This is a genomic window from Paenibacillus luteus (assembly GCF_006542765.1).
GTDB lineage: Bacteria > Bacillota > Bacilli > Paenibacillales > Paenibacillaceae > Pristimantibacillus > Pristimantibacillus luteus.
On record NZ_SKCD01000022.1, the window covers coordinates 576,567 to 595,217 of the forward strand.

At 54.1% G+C, this 18,651-nt stretch carries 7 protein-coding genes and 1 pseudogene; 3 read left to right on the forward strand and 5 right to left on the reverse strand.

Annotation, left to right across the window (positions count from 1 at the left end; genetic code table 11):
- Positions 1–30 precede the first annotated feature (30 nt).
- The 3 genes and pseudogenes from E0496_RS36240 to sigK all read right to left on the reverse strand — a co-directional run.
- Positions 31–207, reverse strand: a complete 177-nt coding sequence (locus E0496_RS36240) for a hypothetical protein (protein ID WP_206669809.1) — start codon at positions 205–207, stop codon at positions 31–33.
- 207 nt (positions 208–414) lie between these two features.
- Complete coding sequence (locus E0496_RS18805; protein ID WP_206669810.1) at positions 415–12,087, reverse strand: Ig-like domain-containing protein; 11,673 nt, start codon at positions 12,085–12,087, stop codon at positions 415–417.
- A 405-nt stretch (positions 12,088–12,492) separates the two neighbouring features.
- Positions 12,493–13,005: pseudogene (gene sigK / locus E0496_RS18810) on the reverse strand (RNA polymerase sporulation sigma factor SigK); the annotation flags it as partial.
- Between the two features lie 216 nt (positions 13,006–13,221).
- Between sigK and E0496_RS18815 the strand changes: the two are divergent.
- The 3 genes from E0496_RS18815 to istB are packed head-to-tail and all read left to right on the forward strand — an operon-like array spanning position 13,222 to position 15,414.
- Entirely contained in the window at positions 13,222–13,566 is a 345-nt protein-coding gene (locus tag E0496_RS18815) for a hypothetical protein (protein ID WP_141503296.1), read from the forward strand.
- Positions 13,538–14,686 carry an IS21 family transposase gene (gene istA, locus E0496_RS18820; RefSeq protein ID WP_141503298.1) on the forward strand — a complete coding sequence of 383 codons (1,149 nt, stop codon included), beginning with the start codon at positions 13,538–13,540 and terminating at the stop codon, positions 14,684–14,686. The genes E0496_RS18815 and istA overlap by 29 nt, the downstream gene beginning before the upstream one ends.
- A gap of 2 nt (positions 14,687–14,688) precedes the next feature.
- Complete coding sequence (gene istB / locus E0496_RS18825; RefSeq protein ID WP_141503300.1) at positions 14,689–15,414, forward strand: IS21-like element helper ATPase IstB; 726 nt, start codon at positions 14,689–14,691, stop codon at positions 15,412–15,414.
- Positions 15,415–15,491: 77 nt separating this feature from the next.
- Here the strand turns inward: istB and E0496_RS36920 are convergent, their stop codons facing one another.
- Both E0496_RS36920 and E0496_RS18830 read right to left on the reverse strand, forming a co-directional pair.
- The gene (locus E0496_RS36920; protein ID WP_277755869.1) at positions 15,492–15,620 is read right to left on the reverse strand and encodes a hypothetical protein; all 129 of its coding nucleotides are present in this window, start codon (positions 15,618–15,620) and stop codon (positions 15,492–15,494) included.
- 55 nt (positions 15,621–15,675) lie between these two features.
- On the reverse strand, positions 15,676–18,651 hold a 2,976-nt coding region (locus tag E0496_RS18830), incomplete at its 5' end, for an S-layer homology domain-containing protein (protein ID WP_141503301.1).

Sequence of the window (18,651 nt, forward strand, 5' to 3'; positions counted from 1 at the left end):
GTTCGTGCTCATCGTCGGACGCTCCTCGTTTCAGGACGAGAAACGTCGTTCGGGCAACGTCACTGCCGTAACCGGCAATGACCGTATACCGGCCCAGCTCGGCGTCTGCGGCCAGCGTGAAATCCGTCGCATATCGACCACTCGCGACCGGAACGGAGCGGACATAATAGACGTCGTCGGTCGGTCCGAACACTTTGACGATGACATCGGGCGCCGCGGACGTTCCTGCGATGGTGACGTGATCGCCTTGATACTTGTCGGCGACGGGCGCTGTCGTCGTGCCGGCCTGACCGGCCTGTACGGGGCTGACCAAAGCAAACAGCAGCGCGGCCGTGACGAGTAGTGTAATGAATATTCTCATGCTGAAAGATGATTTCATAGGCATAACCTCCCGCTTACGTGTTTCTCTGATTGTCATACGGTTGCCGTCGTTTCATCCGACAAGCTGTAGCCGACGTCGCTGCGGACGTTAGCCGGTTTGCTGGAAATGACGATATACAGCTTGTCTCCGGCGATCGCCTTGTCGAGCTCAAACGGGAATGTCGCCGGAATGTTTTTCAAATCGATTTTGTAGCTCTTGACGTATACCGGTGTATCTCCGCGAATACCCTGGATAATTAAGTATGCGGTCTCGACGGCCGGGTTGCTGCCCGGCTTCGGCTTGACTTTCACCTTGATCGTCTTGCCCTGGACTTCCGCCTCTAAGTCATATAGCTTGCTGCTTGGCACGGTTGCCGGAACTTTACCGCTTTCTTTTTTGCCGGGCTCCGTCTGCGTCACCCGGACGATATCTCCTGGCAGCAGCCGCTTCTTCGGCTTCAACTGAACGACGACCTTCGCGGGCTCGCTGCTCGGATTGGATGCCGTACCAATCAGGTTGCCTTCATCGTCGTAGACGTTGACGGTCGTTCCAGGCGGAACGACCGGCACCTCGACTTCGTCGCTCGCCTGGCGCACGAAAGCGCCTTTCGGCGGCAAGCTCGTATCCTTGTCCTTCGTCGCTGTCTTTTCAGTCTTCTCGCTTTCGCGTTTGCCCGGTTCTGTGAGGGTTGCGCGAATGCTGTCGCCTTCTTTCAGATTCGGTACGGAGATGACGACCGGTCCGGAGCCCGGCCCCGGATTGGTGCCTTCGCCAATGACGTTGCCGTCCTTGTCGTAAACCTTGACCTTGCCGCCTGGCGGAACATCCGTCACCGTTACCGTTTTCTTGTCCGACTCCGGCACGATCTGCTCCGGTTTCAAATTTTTGCTGACAAGGTCGTCCCTCGTGACGGTTTTGCTCGTCTTGCCGCTTTCCTTGAGCCCTGACTCCGTAGCAGTCAATTGAATAACGTCGCCTTCCTTGATCACATACGGCGCATTTACCTTAATCACAATCGTGCCGGTGCCTGGACCGGGATTCGTTCCGGTGCCAATGACGTTACCGTCTTTGTCGTAGATCTTGATCGTCGCCCCCGGCAATACGTCGAGGATTTTCACTTCATTGTTGTCCAGATCGGCCAGCACTTTCGGCGGAGGAACAGGCAAGCTTGTATCTATGTCCTTCCGTACCGTCTTGTCAACCGGATCGCCTTCCTTCTTGCCAGGTTCGGTCAACGTGACGTGAATCACTTCGCCTTCCTTGATCACATGCGGCTCGATGATGTTGATCACGATCGGACCGGCATCTGGCCCCGGATTTTCTCCCTCACCAATAACGCCGCCATTGTCGTCATAGATAACGACTTTGCCTCCAGGAGGCACGTCCTTTACCGTTACCTTTTTCTTGTCTGCTTCAGGCTCGATGTCTTCCGGCTTCAGCTTCCGACTTGGCTCCTTCGGCTTGAACTTAACCGTCGCCGTCTGCGCGATATTGACGTTGTCCGTCGTATCCCTGGCACTGTAAGTCACTTGTTCGACCACATTGTTTTTGACCGTGAAAGTCGCCTGTCCTTGCGCGTCGCTGACCACTTCGCCTGCCGGCGCGATGATCGAGCTGCCGTCGCTTGCGATCAGTATCACCTTCTTACCGACGACCGGCTGGCCGTTTGCGTTGCGCAGTGTGACCGTTACCGTTGACGTTTCAATGCCGTTGCCGATGATTTCAGCCGGTGAAGCTGTCACCGTTGAACGTGCCACGCTCGTTTTCTGCTCGCCCGTTACGGTGTTCGCCAGGAACGTGACGGTTGCCGTTTGCGCGATGCTGACGTTATCCGTCGTATCTTTGGCGCTGTAAGTTACTTGTTCCGCATAGGCGTCGCTAACGCGGAACACGACTTTTCCTTGCGCGTCGCTAACATTCGAGCCAACCTTCGCGATTGTCGAACGGCCGCCGTTTGCGTTCAGCGTCACCGTCTTGCCGACGACCGGCTGGCCGTTGGTATTGAGAAGCGTCACCGTCACTGTCGCGTAAGCTTCGCTGTCCGCCGTCACACGATCCGGTGAAACCGTCACAGTCGAGCGTGTGACGCTGGACTTGGCGCTGCCTGTACCCGCGTTGGCCAGGAATGTTACCGTCGCCGTTTGTGCGATGCTGACATTATCTGTCGTATCTTTGGCGCTGTAAGTCACTTGCTCTGCATACACGTTCGTGACCTTGAATACGGCCTGTCCTTGCTCGTCGCTGACGACTTCGCCCGCCGAAGTGATAATGGAGTGGCCGTTAGCTGCTGTTAGCTTCACTTTTTTGCCGACAACCGGCTGCCCAACCGCATTGAGAAGCGTTACGGTAACAGTCGCTGTCGCCTTGCCGTCGGCGTTAATCCGATCCGGGCTTGCCGTCACGGTGGAACGCGCGACGCTGGTCGTTGGCGAACCTGCCGTCGATACCGTCTGGAACGTTACCGTCGCCGTCTGCGCGATAACCGCATCGGCTGTTTCGGCGCGATAGGTCACTTGTCCGGCTTCCAGGCTCGTTACTTTGAACACGGCTATGCCTAGCGCGTTCGTTATCGCATTGACCGGCGTAATCGTTGAACTTCCGCCGTCCGCAGTTAATGTTACCGTTTGACCCGCAACGGGCAGGCCGTTTGCGTCCTTAAGCGCGATGGTAATCGTCGACGCTGAAGCGCCGTTCGCCGCAACCGTCTGCGGTGCTGCCGTTACGGCAGACTTCAGGACGCTGACATTCGATCCACCCGAATGTCCACCGTTATTTGTTTCAAAGATTACCGTCGCCGTTTGTGCAATCGTCACGTTGTCCAATACAACGGCAGCCGTATATGTCACTTGTTCCGCCTTCGTATTCGTCACGGAGAACGTGGCGTTGCCGTTGACGTCGGTTATCGCTTGAATGGCAACAATCACCGAGCTACCGCTGTCTGCCGTAAGTTCGATCGTCTTGCCAGCAACCGCATTACCTTCCGTATCTTTGAGCGTTACCGTGATCAGCGAAGATTGTACGCCGTCCGCTGTTACTTTTGCCGGAGTAGCCATTACCGTCGATTGCATCACGCTAATGCCCGGTGTTCCCGGTCCTCCGCCGCTCGCCGGCGTTTCAAAGGTTACAATCGCCATTTGCGCGATCGTCACACCCGGATCGACATGCGCCGAATACGTCACACGCTCGGCTTTCGAATCTTTCACTAGGAAAAACGCTTCGCCGTTATCGTTGCTGACTTCAACGCCTGCAGTGCCGTACACGGCATCAATGACGGAAGATCCGCCGCTTGCTGTCAAACTCACGTTTAATCCTTTAATCGGTTCGCCGCTTGCATTCAGCAACTGCACTTTCACAGTTGAAGTTTGGACACCGTCGGCATCGACTACGTTCGGCGTCGCCGTTACGATTGAGCGAAGTACGCTAACGTCTGCAATTCCCGTACTGCCTGTACCCGTCGATTCGAACGTCACCGTCGCGCGCTGCGCCAGCGTCACTTGATCTTCTTCGACTGCAGCCGTATAGGCGACGGATTCCGCTTTCGTATTGGTTGCCTTGAACATTGCGATGCCATTCACGTCTGTCTTTGCATTCATTGCCGTAACAATCGAGCTGGCACTGCTTGCCGTTACGCTGACCGTCTTACCGGCAAGCGGCTTGTCGGCCACATCTTTTAATACAGCCGTAATCGTCGAGAAAGCTGTTCCGTCTGCTGCCACTGTAGCGGGGGACGCAGTCACGGTCGATTGCGTCACGCTCGTTACCGGGAACGATTGCGGCGTCTCGAAGGTCACCTTCGCACGTTGCGCCAGTGTCGCGTCTTCAACCTTCGCCGTGTATGTTACCTGTTCAGCTTTGGCGTCCGTCACTATGAACTGCGCCACGCCGTCCGCTCCGCTAATCGCATCTCCGACAGGGGCGATGATCGAACTGTTACCGGCGTTCGCCGCCAATGTTACCGACTTGCCTCCGATCGGATTGCCGTTCGCGTCTTTCAACGTAACGGTAATCTTCGCCTGTGCCTTACCGTTTGCAGCCACGACGGTCGGTGATGCCGTGACCGTCGATTTCACGATGCTGATGACAGGCGTTCCCGCTCCTCCGCCTGAAGCGTCGGACTCGAACATTACGGTGGCTCGCTGCGCCAGCGTTACTCCATCCTCGGTCACATGCGCCGTGTAGGTCGCTTGTTCAGCCTTGCTGTCAGTTACCGTGAATCTCGCAACACCATCTGCACCGCTAACGACTCCGTCTGCCGGAGCAATAACCGAGCTGCTGCCGACATTAACCATCAACGTCACCGTCTTGCCGGCGATCGGTTGACCGCTGGCATTACGCAAAGTAACCGTAATGGTTGAAGCATCCAAGCCGTCGGCCGTCACCTGCTCAGGCGATGCCTTCACAGTCGAGTCGAGCACGTTGACGACCGCATCCGCAGTTGCTTCGCCTGCCGACGATTCGAAAGTTACCGTCGCACGCTGTGCGAGCGTCACACCTTCCGCCTCGATGCTGGCCGTATAGGCCACCTGCTCGGCGGCTTTATTTTTGACAGTAAACACGGCTTGTCCTTGACCGTTCGTGACGGCGTTCACCGCCGCGATTACGGAGCTGCCGCCGTCGGCCGACAGCTTAACCGTTTTCCCGACTGCCGCCGTGCCATTAACGTCCTTCAACGTCACCTTAATCGTCGAGAACGACGATCCGTTTGCCGTTACGATAACCGGATTCGCTTCAACGCGAGAGTTCTGCACGCTGATGCCCGGAGTGCTCTCGCCTCCCGGCCCGTTGACAGTCGCCAGCGATTCGAACGTTACCGTCGCACGCTGCGCAAGCGTCACGCCGTCGCCGACCACTTGAGCGGAATAAATCACTTGCTCCGCTTTCTTATTCGTAACCTCAAATGTTACCTTGCCGTCGGATCCGCTCTTGCCGCCGCCAAGCGCAGTTATTACCGAGCTACCATTGCCGGCAGTCAGCTTGACCGTCTTGTCGGCAATCGGCGCGCCGCTCGCATCAACCAGCGTCACCGTAATCGTCGACTTCGTCGTTCCGTCCGCCAACACGACATCCGGATTCGCGACTACCGTCGATTTCGATACGCTGATTGCTTTCTCATCTGGGCTGCCGCTGCTCGCATATTCGAACGTAACTGCCGCACGCTGCGCGATCGTAACTTGATCGGCCGCCACCTTCGCAATAAACAACACTTTTTCCGCATAGTAGTTTCTCGCTTTGAACGTCGCTTCGCCCCGCTCATTCGTTACGCCTGCGAGCGTCGTCAGCACGACCCGAGGCGAATCAGCAGAAAGGCTGACCGACTTACCGGACAATGGATTGCCGTCCGCGTCCTTGATCACAACGGTTATCGTAGAGAAATCGATCCCATCCGCTTTCACGTTGTCAGGCACTGCCGTAACCGTCGACTTCAGCACGCTCGCACGTGGCGTTTCCTCCCCAGGCAAACCCGCTTCGAACACGACCGACGCGCGCTGCGCCAGTGTGACGCCATCGTCCAGCACCTGTGCCGTATAAGTTACCCGTTCCGCTACAGCATCCGTTACCTTAAACGTTGCTTGACCTGCATCGTCACTCACGCCTGTGCCGATTGGCTGAATAATCGAGTTGCCGCCGTCTGCAGATAGCGTTACCTTTTTGCTGATGACCGGATATCCGTCAGCGTTGTTCAGCGTAACCGTGACGATCGAGAACGATTTGCCGTTCGCCGCCACCGTTACTGGAGAAGCAACGACCGTCGAATGTACAACGCTGACGTCGGAAGAACCGCTGTCGGAACCCGCCGTCTCGAACGTGACTGTCGCCCATTGTGCCAGCGTTACATTGTCCGCTGTCAGTTTGGCCGTGTAGGTCACTTGTTCGCCGTGAACATCGGTCACCCGGAATTTTACTTGGCCGTTAACATCGCTCACGCCTGTGCCAACCGGTACTATTTCCGAGCTGCCGCCGTTTGCCACAAGCGTCACTCGCTTGCCGCTCACCGCTGCGCCGGTAGTGTCCTTTAAAGTCACCGTAATGACGGAGAAATCGTTACCGTCTGCCGTCACCTGCTCAGGCGAAGCGATTACCGTGGAATCCAGTACGCTGACGATCGGTCCGCCTGCTCCGCTTCCGAAAGTCTCGAACGTAACCGTCGCACGTTGCGCTATCGTCACGCCGTCGGCTTGAATCACCGCCGTGTACTCGATTTGTTCCGCATGAGTATTTTTAACTTTGAATGTCGCTCGGCCTTGAGCATTGCTGATGCCGCCGCCAACCGCTTCGATCACCGAATTGCCGCCGTCTGCGTTCAAGGTGACTTCTTTGCCTGTGATCAGCTGCCCGCCTTTATCGTTCAGCGTCACCGTCACCGTCGAGAACGATGCTCCGTCCGCTGCCACCGTATCCGGTGAAGCGATGACTGTCGACTCCAGCACGCTGACACCACCCGGGCCTCCCGGCCCGCCGCTTGCCGCTGTCTCGAACGTTACCGTCGCACGCTGCGCTGGCGTCACGCCATCTGTTTCATCTTTAGCCGTGTAAAAAATTTGTTCTGCTTTTTGATTTGTGACCTTGAACTTGACCTGGCCGAACGCGTCGGTGATGACTACGCCTCCCTCGGCTTCGACAACCGAGCTGCCGACGTTCGCCGTCAAGCTAACCGTCTTGCCGGGCACAGGCAATCCAAACACGTCTTTCATCGTCACTGTAATCGTCGAGACGTCCGTTCCGTTAGCTGCCACGACCGCCGGAGACGCGACTACTGTGGAATCCAGCACACTTGTTTTGCTGCCGCCCGCTTTTACCGTCGCACTCTCGAACGTAACGATCGCTTGCTGCGACAATGTTGCTCCCGACTCCGTCAAATGCGCCGTATATGCAACCTGATCCGCCGTCTCGCTCGTTACTGTAAACCGCACGATGCCCAAGCTGTCGCTGATATCGCTGCCGAACACGATGTGCGAACTGCCGTTTTGTGTCAGAGCGACTTTTTTGCCGGACACCGGAATTCCGTTCTCGTCTCGCAATATCACGATAATTCCCGCTGACGACGTCCCATTAGCCGTTACAACCGCTGGATTGGACGTTATGCTGGAACGCAGCACACTGACGATCGTTCCGCCCGGTCCGCCGACGTTCTCAGACTCGAACGTCACCTTCGCCCGCTGCGCAAGCGTTGCGCTTCCCGCTGCCAAGCTCGCCGAGTACGTTACCGGTTCCGCCTTCGTATTCGTCACTTTGAATACTGCTTCGCCGTCCGCATCTGTCGTATCATGTAACGCCGTCACGATGGAACTTCCTTCGCCTTGCGCCAGCACAACTTTTTTGCCGGAGATCGGCTTGCCATCCTCGTCGCGCAGCGTCGCGGTCAGTATCGCGAACGATTTGCCGTTCGCTGTCACGACGACCGGCGACGCCTCAAGGGAGGACTTCAGCACGCTGACTGCAGGCGCAGCCGGATCGGATGAACGCGGCGATTCGAACGTAACAGACGCCTTATCGGCTATCGTCACATTGTCGGTAACAACCTTGGCGGTGTACGTTACCTGCTCCGCTTTGGCATTCTTGACGATGAACAGAGCGCGGCCTTCGTCATCGCTGATATCGCGCACGACAGCAATGTCGCTGATGCCGCCGTCTGCCGTCAAACTCACCTTTTTGCCTGGCACTGACGCGCCGTTACTATCTCGCAACGTCACCGTAATTGTAGAGACGTCGGCACCGTTTGCCTTCACCACCGTCGGCGATGCGGAAACGCGAGATTGAAGCACACTCGCCTTCGGCCCTTCGCCGCCAGGAAGCGAAGCTTCGAAGTTAACCGTTGCCTGCTGCGCCAAAATCAGACCGCCTGTTCGTGCAGTATAAACCACTTGCTCGACGACCTGATCTTTAACCAGGAACACCGCTTTCCCGTAAAGGTCAGTCACTGGCTGCACCGCATCGATGGCGGAGCTGCCTGCTCCTGCGGTCAAGCTGACCGTCTGTCCCGGAATGCCATGACCGTAAGCGTCCTTCAGTGTCACCGCAATGACCGACGCCGTTTTGCCGTCCGCCGGGACGCTGGCCGGAGCAGCCTTGACTATCGAAAACGCGCCGTTGATCGGTCCCGCGACGAAATTGACGACAGCCGTTTGTTTGATCGTCTTCGTTCCCGCTTTGGCGCTATAGACGACTTTTTCAACTTCGCTGTCCTTCACTTTGAAAATCGCCTTGCCCGAAGCGTCCGTTAACGCTTGTGCCGGCGCGATGACGGAGCTGTCGCCGCTCGCCGACAGCGTTACCATCCGTCCCGCGATCGTCCGCTTCTGATCGTCCCGCAATGTCACCGTAATCGTGGAAGCTGACACGCCGTCCGCAATCACTTGCGTTGGCGAAGCTTCGACCGTCGACTCGACATCGCTGAGCAAAAATTCCGTCGTGAAATTCCACGCCGAATTGCCGTTAATTCCACCGTACGGGTTTCCTGCCAGATCCTTGAATGCTCCAGACTCTACATTAACGTAGTAGTCCGTACCATACGCGAGACCTGATGGCAGCTTGGCCTTCAGACGAACCGTCACCATCCTGCCCGATACCGTCGTATCCTCAACTGGAATGGTCGCGATCGGCGTGCTGTTGCCACTCTTGTACAGCTTGATCGTTTTACCGGTAACGGCATTCACGTTCTCGTCGAACGTGATCGCAAGATCGGTATCCAATGCCACGTTTTTAGCGTCGTCAGGCGGCGATAGCGTCTCGTGCACCGGTGGCATTGTATCCGGGGCCGTCGTGAACGCCCACGTCGTTTTGTCCGAAAAGCCAGCGTAGCTGTTGCCATTCAGATCCTTAATCGCGCCGGCATCGACTTTCACGTAGTAGCCGGTTAACGATTCCAAAGAAGCCGTGGGCGTCAAAATCATCGTAAAGTTTTCGACTTCAACCTTTTTCCCGTTCACAGGAATTGTGTCGACAAGCTCATCCGTGCCCTGTTTGTAAATACGCACATTGCCGGTACCGACTTTGATCGGCTTGTTGAGTTCAATCGCCAGCATCGTTTTGACCAAGACGCTTTTGGCTCCGTTCTGCGGCGCGAGGCCGACGAGTATCGGAGGGTCGCGATCCGGTCCGGTGCGGAACGCCCAGGTCGTATTGTCGCTTATTCCCTTGTATGAATTACCCAAATATCCATATCCATTCGGGTTTACGGTGATTCTCGCCATATCATCGAAGCTATCGGCATCGATTTTGACGTAGTAATCCGTATCGTATTCCAAAGCTTTATTCCCTAGACGAACATTCATCACATTTTTATTTAAGCTTCCATTAGAAGCCATATCTATCTTCTGTATCTCTTGACCGTCTTTGCTGAAAATACGCAAATACTTATATCTACCATCATTTGTAAATTTAACCTCTTCGTTGAAAACGAATTGCAGCTCTTTGATCGTTACTGGTACGTTCGTCCCGCCGTTCTCAGGTGTGTATTGAGTGACGTAGGGAGCAATCGTGTCCTGCACGGTCTTGAACTGCCAGTCCCCATATTGAATACCGGCGAACGGATTGCCGGCCAAATCCGTCAAGGCTCCGGATTCTATGGAGACATACACGTTATCACCATAAAATAACTCATTTATGGTCACCGTTACTGTTTCGCTCGAAATGTTGACCTTGGATGCATCACTTAAATTGATTACTTGTGTAAGACTTTGATTAGATACGTCTTTATAGTAGAGCGTAAGCTTCTTGCCGGCGACCGGCAACACCGGCTCGCTGAACTTAAGCGTCAGCTTCGTGTCGCGCGCCACGCCCACCGCCTGATGCGCCGGGCTCAGCGATACGATCGTCGGCGGAATCAAATCCGGAATCGTTCTGAAATTCCAGTCCGTCGGCGCGTTCAGACCGGCATAGTCGTTACCACTTTCATCCTGGAACGCACCCTTCGGAACGATGACGTAATAACTCGTATCGTTCAGCAGGCCGTCAGCTGGCGTAATCGTCGCTCTGTTGCCAGACACGGCTACCCTCGTCTTATTGCTCGCTTTGATTGACTCGACCAAATCCCCATTCAATTTGTACAAGTCGATGAACGCATCCGTTGCGACGATCGGTTCGTTGAACGTCAGTGAAAGTTTCGAATCGAGCAGCACGTTCACTGCCTTGTCTGTCGGCGACAAGGTGATCAGAGAAGGCGGCGTGACATCCGCCACGGTTTTGAAGCTCCATTCCTTTATTTCTGGAGAATCGTTCGTACCTGCATAAAGATTCCCGTCCAAATCTTTGAACGCGCCAGGTTCGATCTCAACATAATACTCCGTGCCGTATTTTAGCTTGGTTGAAGGCTTAATGAACGCTTTCTTGTACGATACGGTCACCTGGCTCGCATCAGAAGCCACAATGCTGCCGAGAAGCTCGTCGTCTCCGACTCTTTTCAGGTTGATTTTCCCGCTGCCGGGTAAGACGATTTCATTAAACGTCACTTCCAGACCTGTATCGACCGAAACGTCTACAGTACCGGTTGCAGGCGTAAATTGCGTCGCAAGCGGAGCGACTGTGTCGACTCCGAACTTCTTGATATAACCGCTACTGTCATAATAACCGGTATACAGCAAGCCGCTAACCGAATCGCGATACACGGAAACGAAGTTCGTGAATGCCCGTCCGGGGTTCACAAGGCTACCCACCGGCTCCAGTGACGTTCCCGTGCTTTTCAGGACGGATATCCCCCCCTTGTCCGTAAATGCGACATATGCTCCCGAACTATCGGCAAACACATCAAGATACTTCCCGTTTATGGCTCCAGCAATATAACCGCCGCTAGGCATCGTGTATTCTCCTAGCGTTTTCCAATTGGAGCCCTCATACCGCTTAAGGACGATTTTATTATCGTCATAACTGGATGAGTTGCCATCGTCGTAATAGGCGAGATAAGGTTGACCGCCGTAAACGGATAAGGCGATCTGCTTCACCGTATTAGGGGCCACGCCGATACTGTTCGCCATCGTGCTTCCTTCGTTTTGCACGACGACGCCGACGCCGCCGAACGTCCTGCTGTCAACCATGGCCGCATACGTTTTGCCTGACCCGGAAGCGACCGCAACGTAGTTGGTTGCGTAATTAACCCCATTTTGCGGGGGGACGTTCCTTCCCAAATTAAGATCGACCACGGAAAAAGAATCGTTAGTGAACTTGATTACCCACGATGATTGGGCCGGATAACTGACGACTCCGACGTACGGAGTGCCGTCATCGCTTACGTTCAAATCAAAGTTCATATAGTTAGCGGCGCCGCCGCTTGGAGAGTAGCTCGTGCAAGTATAGTTCGGTGAGCCCGGAACGCACTTCACCAGCGTAAAGTAGTTAGGGAAGGTGCCGCTCGGATAATTTGTAAAGGCGACATATATGATGCCATTGTGAACCTTCATCGCAATTTTGTCGATTGCTCCATTACGGGAAAGCAACTTTTGCGAAGTGATGCTTTTCCATTTTTGTCCATCATACGATTGGATGGATAACTCATCCTCCGTAGGGCTGCTGATTTTGGTGAAGGAAGCGGCGTAGAGTACGCCGTTGTCCAGCGCGGAAGCAAACACGGAAGTCGCGCGAAACGCGCTCGTGCCGCTTGGACCGATGTCCCGCCAGTCCGTTCCCGGATCCGCCGCCGAAGCTTGCGATGGCGCCCATACTTGGAGCATAAGCAGCATCACCATCCAAAGCAAAAACGTTCGTTTGAATGCGAGACTTTTTCTGTTGTTCATCATACGTGTAAACTCCTTTCATATTGAACGAACCCCGGTCAACCCGAAGTGAAGGCTCCCAACATTCGCATTTAACTCCATTTCTCATCTTCTCCGCAGATCGACACCATTTTACACGACACCGCTTAACAAACACTGAAAAACAGAACGACGCCTTCCACCGATTGCTCCCGCTCGTCGCGCGAACGCCAAAAAACGGCCCGCCCACCGAAGTGGACGAGCCGTTTTGCCACCTTTAACCTATTAGAACCATCAATATTATGCACTCCACATGTGTCGAGTATGTTAACAGTAAAAAACCAAACGACATCTCTGCCATTTGGTTTCATTTATTGAAATAACATCTGGTTTCCCTATTACAAACAGTCAATAAAATCGGATGTTCTGTATGAGCTTAAATCAGTCTTAACGCTTCGCCTTATAAAACTCATGATAAAGCTTCATGAGCGCCCTTTTCTCAATTCGCGACACGTAGCTGCGACTAATCCCCAGCTCCTTCGCAATCTCCCGCTGCGTCCGCTCATCCCCGCCATGCTCCAAACCAAACCGACCAATAACAACTTCTTTCTCGCGGTCATCCAATATATCAAGATTTTTATAAATCTTGCTCTTCTCAATCTTCAGCTGCACCTTATCCACGATATCATCAGCCTCTGTACCGAGGATATCGATCAACGTGATCTCGTTGCCTTCTTTATCCGTGCCGATCGGATCGTGCAGCGATACGTCCTTGCGCGTCTTTTTCAAAGAACGCAGATGCATAAGTATTTCGTTCTCAATACAGCGAGCCGCGAACGTCGCGAGCTTCGTGCCTTTCCCTGTCTGAAAGCTCTCGATCGCTTTGATCAATCCAATCGTCCCGATCGAGATATAGTCCTCGAGATCCTCACCGGTATTGTCGAATTTTTTGACATTGTGTACACAAACCGATGTAAATAAACAAACCTGAACTCATAGCTCCCAGCAATGATAAGACTGTCCCCCTTGTTTAATGCATACTAAAAGTGCCGAAAATTGCAGCGTAAAAATGCTCAAGTAATGGCAAAGAAAAAGAGACACTTGCCAGCATCCTATTATCCTCCTATCGTTAGGTTTGCGAGAACTCGACGAAGGAGACTGGAAGGAATACTAAAAATGCCTCAACAAGAGTATATCAAATTTTTAAGAGAAGCAGTAGGACTAACGGTAAGCGATATTGCTAGGCAAGTGGGCGTTCATTTGCGGACAGCCAAGAGATATGCAGATCAGGGCAATTGGAACGAACGCCTTGGCAAGCGAAAGAGCAACAAGCCAGTGATGGGACCGTACATGGAGATCGTGGATACCTGGTTAGAGGAAGATCAACTTCTCCCACGTAAGCAGCGGCACACGGGTGTTCGGATTTTTCAACGCCTGCAAGCAGAGCATTCGTTTACTGGTGGACAGCGAACCGTTCTCTCTTACGAGCCGAATGGCTCTGGAACGCGCGAAAACGTATGAGCGGCTTGAGCACCCGCCAGGCGAAGCACAAGTAGACTTCACGACGATTCAGGTTAGCCACGATCAGCAGCTTATGACGTACAAGCTACTCGTCGTGTCCTTTCCTTACAGCAATACAGCATTTGTCTATCCGACGCCTGCAGAAAAACAAGAATGTTTTCTCGAAGGGATGAAGCAATGCTTCGAACAAATGGGTGGCGTTCCGCGGCGCATGTGGTTCGACAATCTGTCGGCTGCAGTCGTCCACATCGGGAAGCATGGTGAGCGTCAACTCACAGAGGGCTTTCAACGGTTTTGCGCGCACTACCGGATGGAAGCTATATTTTGTAATCCATACAGCGGTCATGAGAAGGGGCATGTGGAGAGCAAGTGCGGTTACGCCAAACGCAATTGGACGGTACCGATTCCGCTATATGAGGACCATGATAAATTGGCTACGTATTTTGCCGAGCAAGCTCGAGAGGACCGCGAGCGAGCGCACTACGCCAAGGGTGTCCGCATCGCCGAATTATGGGAGGCCGATCGCGCACAGTTGCTGACCTTGCCAGAAGAAGCCTTCGAACCGTTCCGACTGGGCGCAGCGGTCGTGAACAAGTACGGTGAGATTCGGTTTGATGGCACCACCATCCCGCTAGTAAACCTTGTTCAGCCAGGCAGCGAAGTGCTGATCCAGGTCTTCTGGGACCGACTCGCGATCTTGACGAAGGAGCACGAGCTTGTGCGGGAGGTGCCGCGTCCTTATACCGGCAAAACAGCCGAGGTTCCGTGGGCGCAAGTCTTCGCCAACCTGCTGCGAAAGCTGCGCAGTGTGGACCATTCACAGTTCATCCGGATGCTACCGGAGGCGGTGCGAGTTTATGCCGGTGTTGCCGACCTTGCCCTACGTAAGGAGCGGTTGCAGGCGTTAGCGCATTGGTGCGGCGTCTACCCCATCGCGCAGATTGCCGAAGTGCTGCGAAAAGCGTCCGGCGAAGCTACGGTTGTACAATTAACGGCGGCACTCGGACTCGTACAAGTAAACCGCGACATACCGGTAGCATGGAACGAGACGCTCTCTCCGCCAGGCGCCCAAGCAACGGTGTCCCTTCAGCAATATGATCGACTGATGGGGGTGAGCTGAAGATGAAACAGGAACTGGCAGACCTGTGCAGACAGCTTCGATTGGCGCACATAGTCGATTATGTGGCGCAGCAACAGGACGAGCAGACGGAAGTGCTTGTCGAGCAATTGCTGCTGGCAGAACGTGAAGGACGCAGGCGGGCCAGACTAGGGAAACTCGTGCAGCAAGCTGGCTTCCCGCATTTGAAAACCTTTGAGGGTTACGTAAGTGAGCACATTTCATTTCCCGGCGTTTGTACGCTTGAGACGTTGCTCGACATGAGTTGGTTGACGCAGCGTGAAAACCTGCTACTAATGGGGGCGGTTGGAACAGACAAGACGCATATGGCGACTGCGCTTGGCGTAAAGGCTTGCAGGAGAGGACATGCCGTTCAATTCTTTCGAGCTTCCGATTTAGTGTCGTTGCTGCAAGAGAAGTTTGCGGTGGGCACGCTTAACCGTTTTCGCGAGAAGCTGAAGAAGATGGAACTGATTATTTTGGATGAAGTAGGCTATGTCCCGTTTAACCAAACAGGTTCAGAATTGTTGTTTAATGTGATTGCCGATTGCTACGAACAGCAAAGCGTGATCGTCACATCCAATCTGGAGTTCGGTCAATGGACCTCGATTTTTGGAGACACGAAGCTAACGTCCGCTTTGGTCGACCGCCTTGTGCATCACGCACACATTCTTTCATTCACTGGCGACAGCTTCCGGCTCAAGCAAGCGATGGAACGTATACCGCAGTGACCATTTAACTGGCAAGCGTCTCGGCATTTTTCGCAGCAAATTTAAGCATATTTCGCTTGCAAAAAACAGTAACAAAATCAAAACAAAAAATCTACATCTCTGCCGTTTGTGTTTAAAGTGTTGGTGGAGAGCAGGATCGAACCGCTGACCTCTTGCATGCCATACAAGCGCTTTACCGAAGTGATCGGTTTCACCACCATAGACATGAATAAACCCGCCTAAACAGATTCACCTCTGCTCAAGCGGGTTTGTCCATGAATCTTATCTATCGATTGAACCTAGCGTTTGCAGCATTCTGATGAACACAACCGCCGCTTGTGCGCGTGTCGTCTCGCCCTTTGGATCCAAAGTATTCGCGCTTGTACCGTTCATAATTTGAAGGGTAACCATTGTGCGAACATCCTCCAAGTAAGCCGCGTCCACGCTTCCGATATCTTTGTAGCCGTTCAGGTTAACAGAATCCTTTGCAATCGACAACTTTTCAAGATTAATCACGGCCGCCAACATGCTCGCCATTTCCTCGCGTGATAGCGGTTGATCAGGCTTGAAGCTCGTACCAGTCGTGAAGCCGAGCAGTCCAAGTTCCTTCGCTTTGGCTACCTCATCGAAGTACCATGCGCCTTGCTTTACATCTACATACGGTGCTGCATTCCCGACAGATCCGCTGCGTCCCAAGGTTCGGACTATCATGGCGGTAAACTCCGCTCTCGTTACGGCTTTGTCAGGGTCATACTTCCCGTCGCCAACTCCTTCAACGAGTCCTTTCGCTGCAGCCAGCTCTACGAATGCTTTGCTCCAATGTTTAAGCGTATCGGTAAAACTCACCGGATTTTGTGCCACGACGTACACGCTGTTGGAATAAGAGTTGATCGTCACGTACCATGCGCCATCGATCAACACTTTCTTCGCGGATACAAACTCAAATTTCTTTGTCGTTTCGTTATAACGGAACACGCCCCATTGCTCCGGTATATCGGTCATGTTTTTTGACATCGGAATGATTCGCGTCAGCGCACTGCTGAACTTGTCCGCTGTTCCGATCACTTGTCCTGACTTGGTATTAATAATTAAGATGTTGAAATCCACAATCGCGCCTAATACTTGTCCCTTTGGCAACCCGCTTGCAACCGCCGCTTGAATGTCCTTGTCACCAGACTTATCGGTCAAAGTGACTTTGAAGCTGATATCCTCGGCTTTGAGTCCATTCTTCGCAAGCAAATCCTGCAGCCCTGGAATGAGCGATGCCAGATTGACGGGAATCTTGTAGCTGCCGTAAGTTGCCTTAATCTCGGTGATAAAAGTGGCGTTTTTCTTCTCAAACTCGGTTAATAGGCTTGCCGGTAAGCTGACATAGGCAACGCCGTCTTTTGGTGCAACTTCAAGAGCGACGGACGGCTTACGGGTGTCAATTGTATCCGAGTTAATCATAATGCCGTTTTGGTCGATATCCAAATGTGTTAAAACATCCAGAGAAATTGGACTACCGCCAGTCCCGCCACTATTCCTACTATTAACAACCTGCGTTACCGTAAAGGTTACCGGCGTCATGCCCGCGGCCGACACCGTTACCGTAGCCGTATACGTCCCTGCGGCAAGTCCGTCATTCGCTTTCACTGTAAAAGTAGTGGAAGCCGTCCCGCTATCGAGCGTTGTCGTCGCTGGCTGCGTAACCGTGAAGCTGCTCGCATCCGCTCCGCTTAGCGCTGTCGCCAAGCTCGCCAAGTCGCCTGTTCCCGTTCGCGTTACGGTCACCGTTTTCGTTTCCTGTGTTCCCGATGCGTAGCCCGCTGTCAGTGCGCTCGGCGTCTCGTTAGACAATCCATCGATGGTGTACGTAAGTGGAACGTTCACCACCTGCGTCACCGTAAAGGTCACCGGCGTCATGCTCGTCGCCAATACCGTTATCGTAGCCGTATACGTCCCTGCGGCAAGTCCGTCATTCGCTTTCACTGTAAAAGTAGTGGACGTCGTCCCGCTATCGAGGGTTGTCGTCGCTGGCTGCGTAACCGTGAAGCTGCTCGCGTCCGCTCCGCTTAGCGCTGTCGCCAAGCTCGCCAAGTCGCCTGTTCCCGTTCGCGTTACGGTCACCGTTTTCGTTTCCTGTGTTCCCGATGCGTAGCCCGCTGTCAGTGCGCTCGGCGTCTCGTTAGACAATCCATCGATGGTGTACGTAAGTGGAACGTTCACCACCTGCGTCACCGTAAAGGTCACCGGCGCCATGCTCGTCGCAGATACCGTTACCGTAGCCGTATACGTCCCTGCGGCAAGTCCGTCATTCGCTTTCACTGTAAAAGTAGTGGACGTCGTCCCGCTATCGAGCGTTGTCGTCGCTGGCTGCGTAACCGTGAAGCTGCTCGCGTCCGCTCCGCTTAGCGCTGTCGCCAAGCTCGCCAAGTCGCCTGTTCCCGTTCGCGTTACGGTCACCGTTTTCGTTTCCTGTGTTCCCGATGCGTAGCCCGCTGTCAGTGCGCTCGGCGTCTCGTTAGACAATCCATCGATGGTGTACGTAAGTGGAACGTTCACCACCTGCGTCACCGTAAAGGTCACCGGCGTCATGCTGGTCGCCAATACCGTTATCGTAGCCGTATACGTCCCTGCGGCAAGTCCGTCATTCGCTTTCACTGTAAAAGTAGTGGACGTCGTTCCGCTATCGAGCGTTGTCGTCGCTGGCTGCGTAACCGTGAAGCTGCTCGCGTCCGCTCCGCTTAGCGCTGTCGCCAAGCTCGCCAAGTCGCCTGTTCCCGTTCGCGTTACGGTCACCGTTTTCGTTTCCTGTGTTCCCGATGCGTAGCCCGCTGTCAGTGCGCTCGGCGTCTCGTTAGACAACGGACTGATCGTATACGTCAGAACAACATACGTATACTGGTCAGCCGCCGATGTCGCTGATGTGCCGCCCGCCGTCGTTACCCTTACGTCTACGGTTCCCGAGCCTGCCGGAGCCGTTGCTGTGATTTGTGTTGCTGAATTTACGGTAAAGCCCGTCGCCGCCGTTGCACCAAACGTCACCGCTGTTGCTCCAGACAGATTCGTACCGGTCAAAATGACGGTCGTGCCTCCGGTCGTCGGACCCGCCGTCGGCGAAATGCTTGTGATCGTCGGCGCGGCTATGAACGTATACTGGTCAGCCGCCGATGTCGCTGATGTGCCGCCCGCCGTCGTTACCCTTACGTCTACGGTTCCCGAGCCTGCCGGAGCCGTTGCTGTGATTTGTGTTGCTGAATTTACGGTAAAGCCCGT

Bases quoted from the DNA above. Each gene is read 5' to 3' on its own strand.
- E0496_RS36240 (WP_206669809.1), bottom strand. From the start codon at position 207: ATGTCATCGTCAAAGTGTTCGGACCGACCGACGACGTCTATTATGTCC.
- E0496_RS18805 (WP_206669810.1), bottom strand. From the start codon at position 12,087: ATGAACAACAGAAAAAGTCTCGCATTCAAACGAACGTTTTTGCTTTGG.
- E0496_RS18815 (WP_141503296.1), top strand. From the start codon at position 13,222: ATGCCTCAACAAGAGTATATCAAATTTTTAAGAGAAGCAGTAGGACTA.
- istA (WP_141503298.1), top strand. From the start codon at position 13,538: ATGGCTCTGGAACGCGCGAAAACGTATGAGCGGCTTGAGCACCCGCCA.
- istB (WP_141503300.1), top strand. From the start codon at position 14,689: ATGAAACAGGAACTGGCAGACCTGTGCAGACAGCTTCGATTGGCGCAC.
- E0496_RS36920 (WP_277755869.1), bottom strand. From the start codon at position 15,620: ATGTCTATGGTGGTGAAACCGATCACTTCGGTAAAGCGCTTGTATGGC.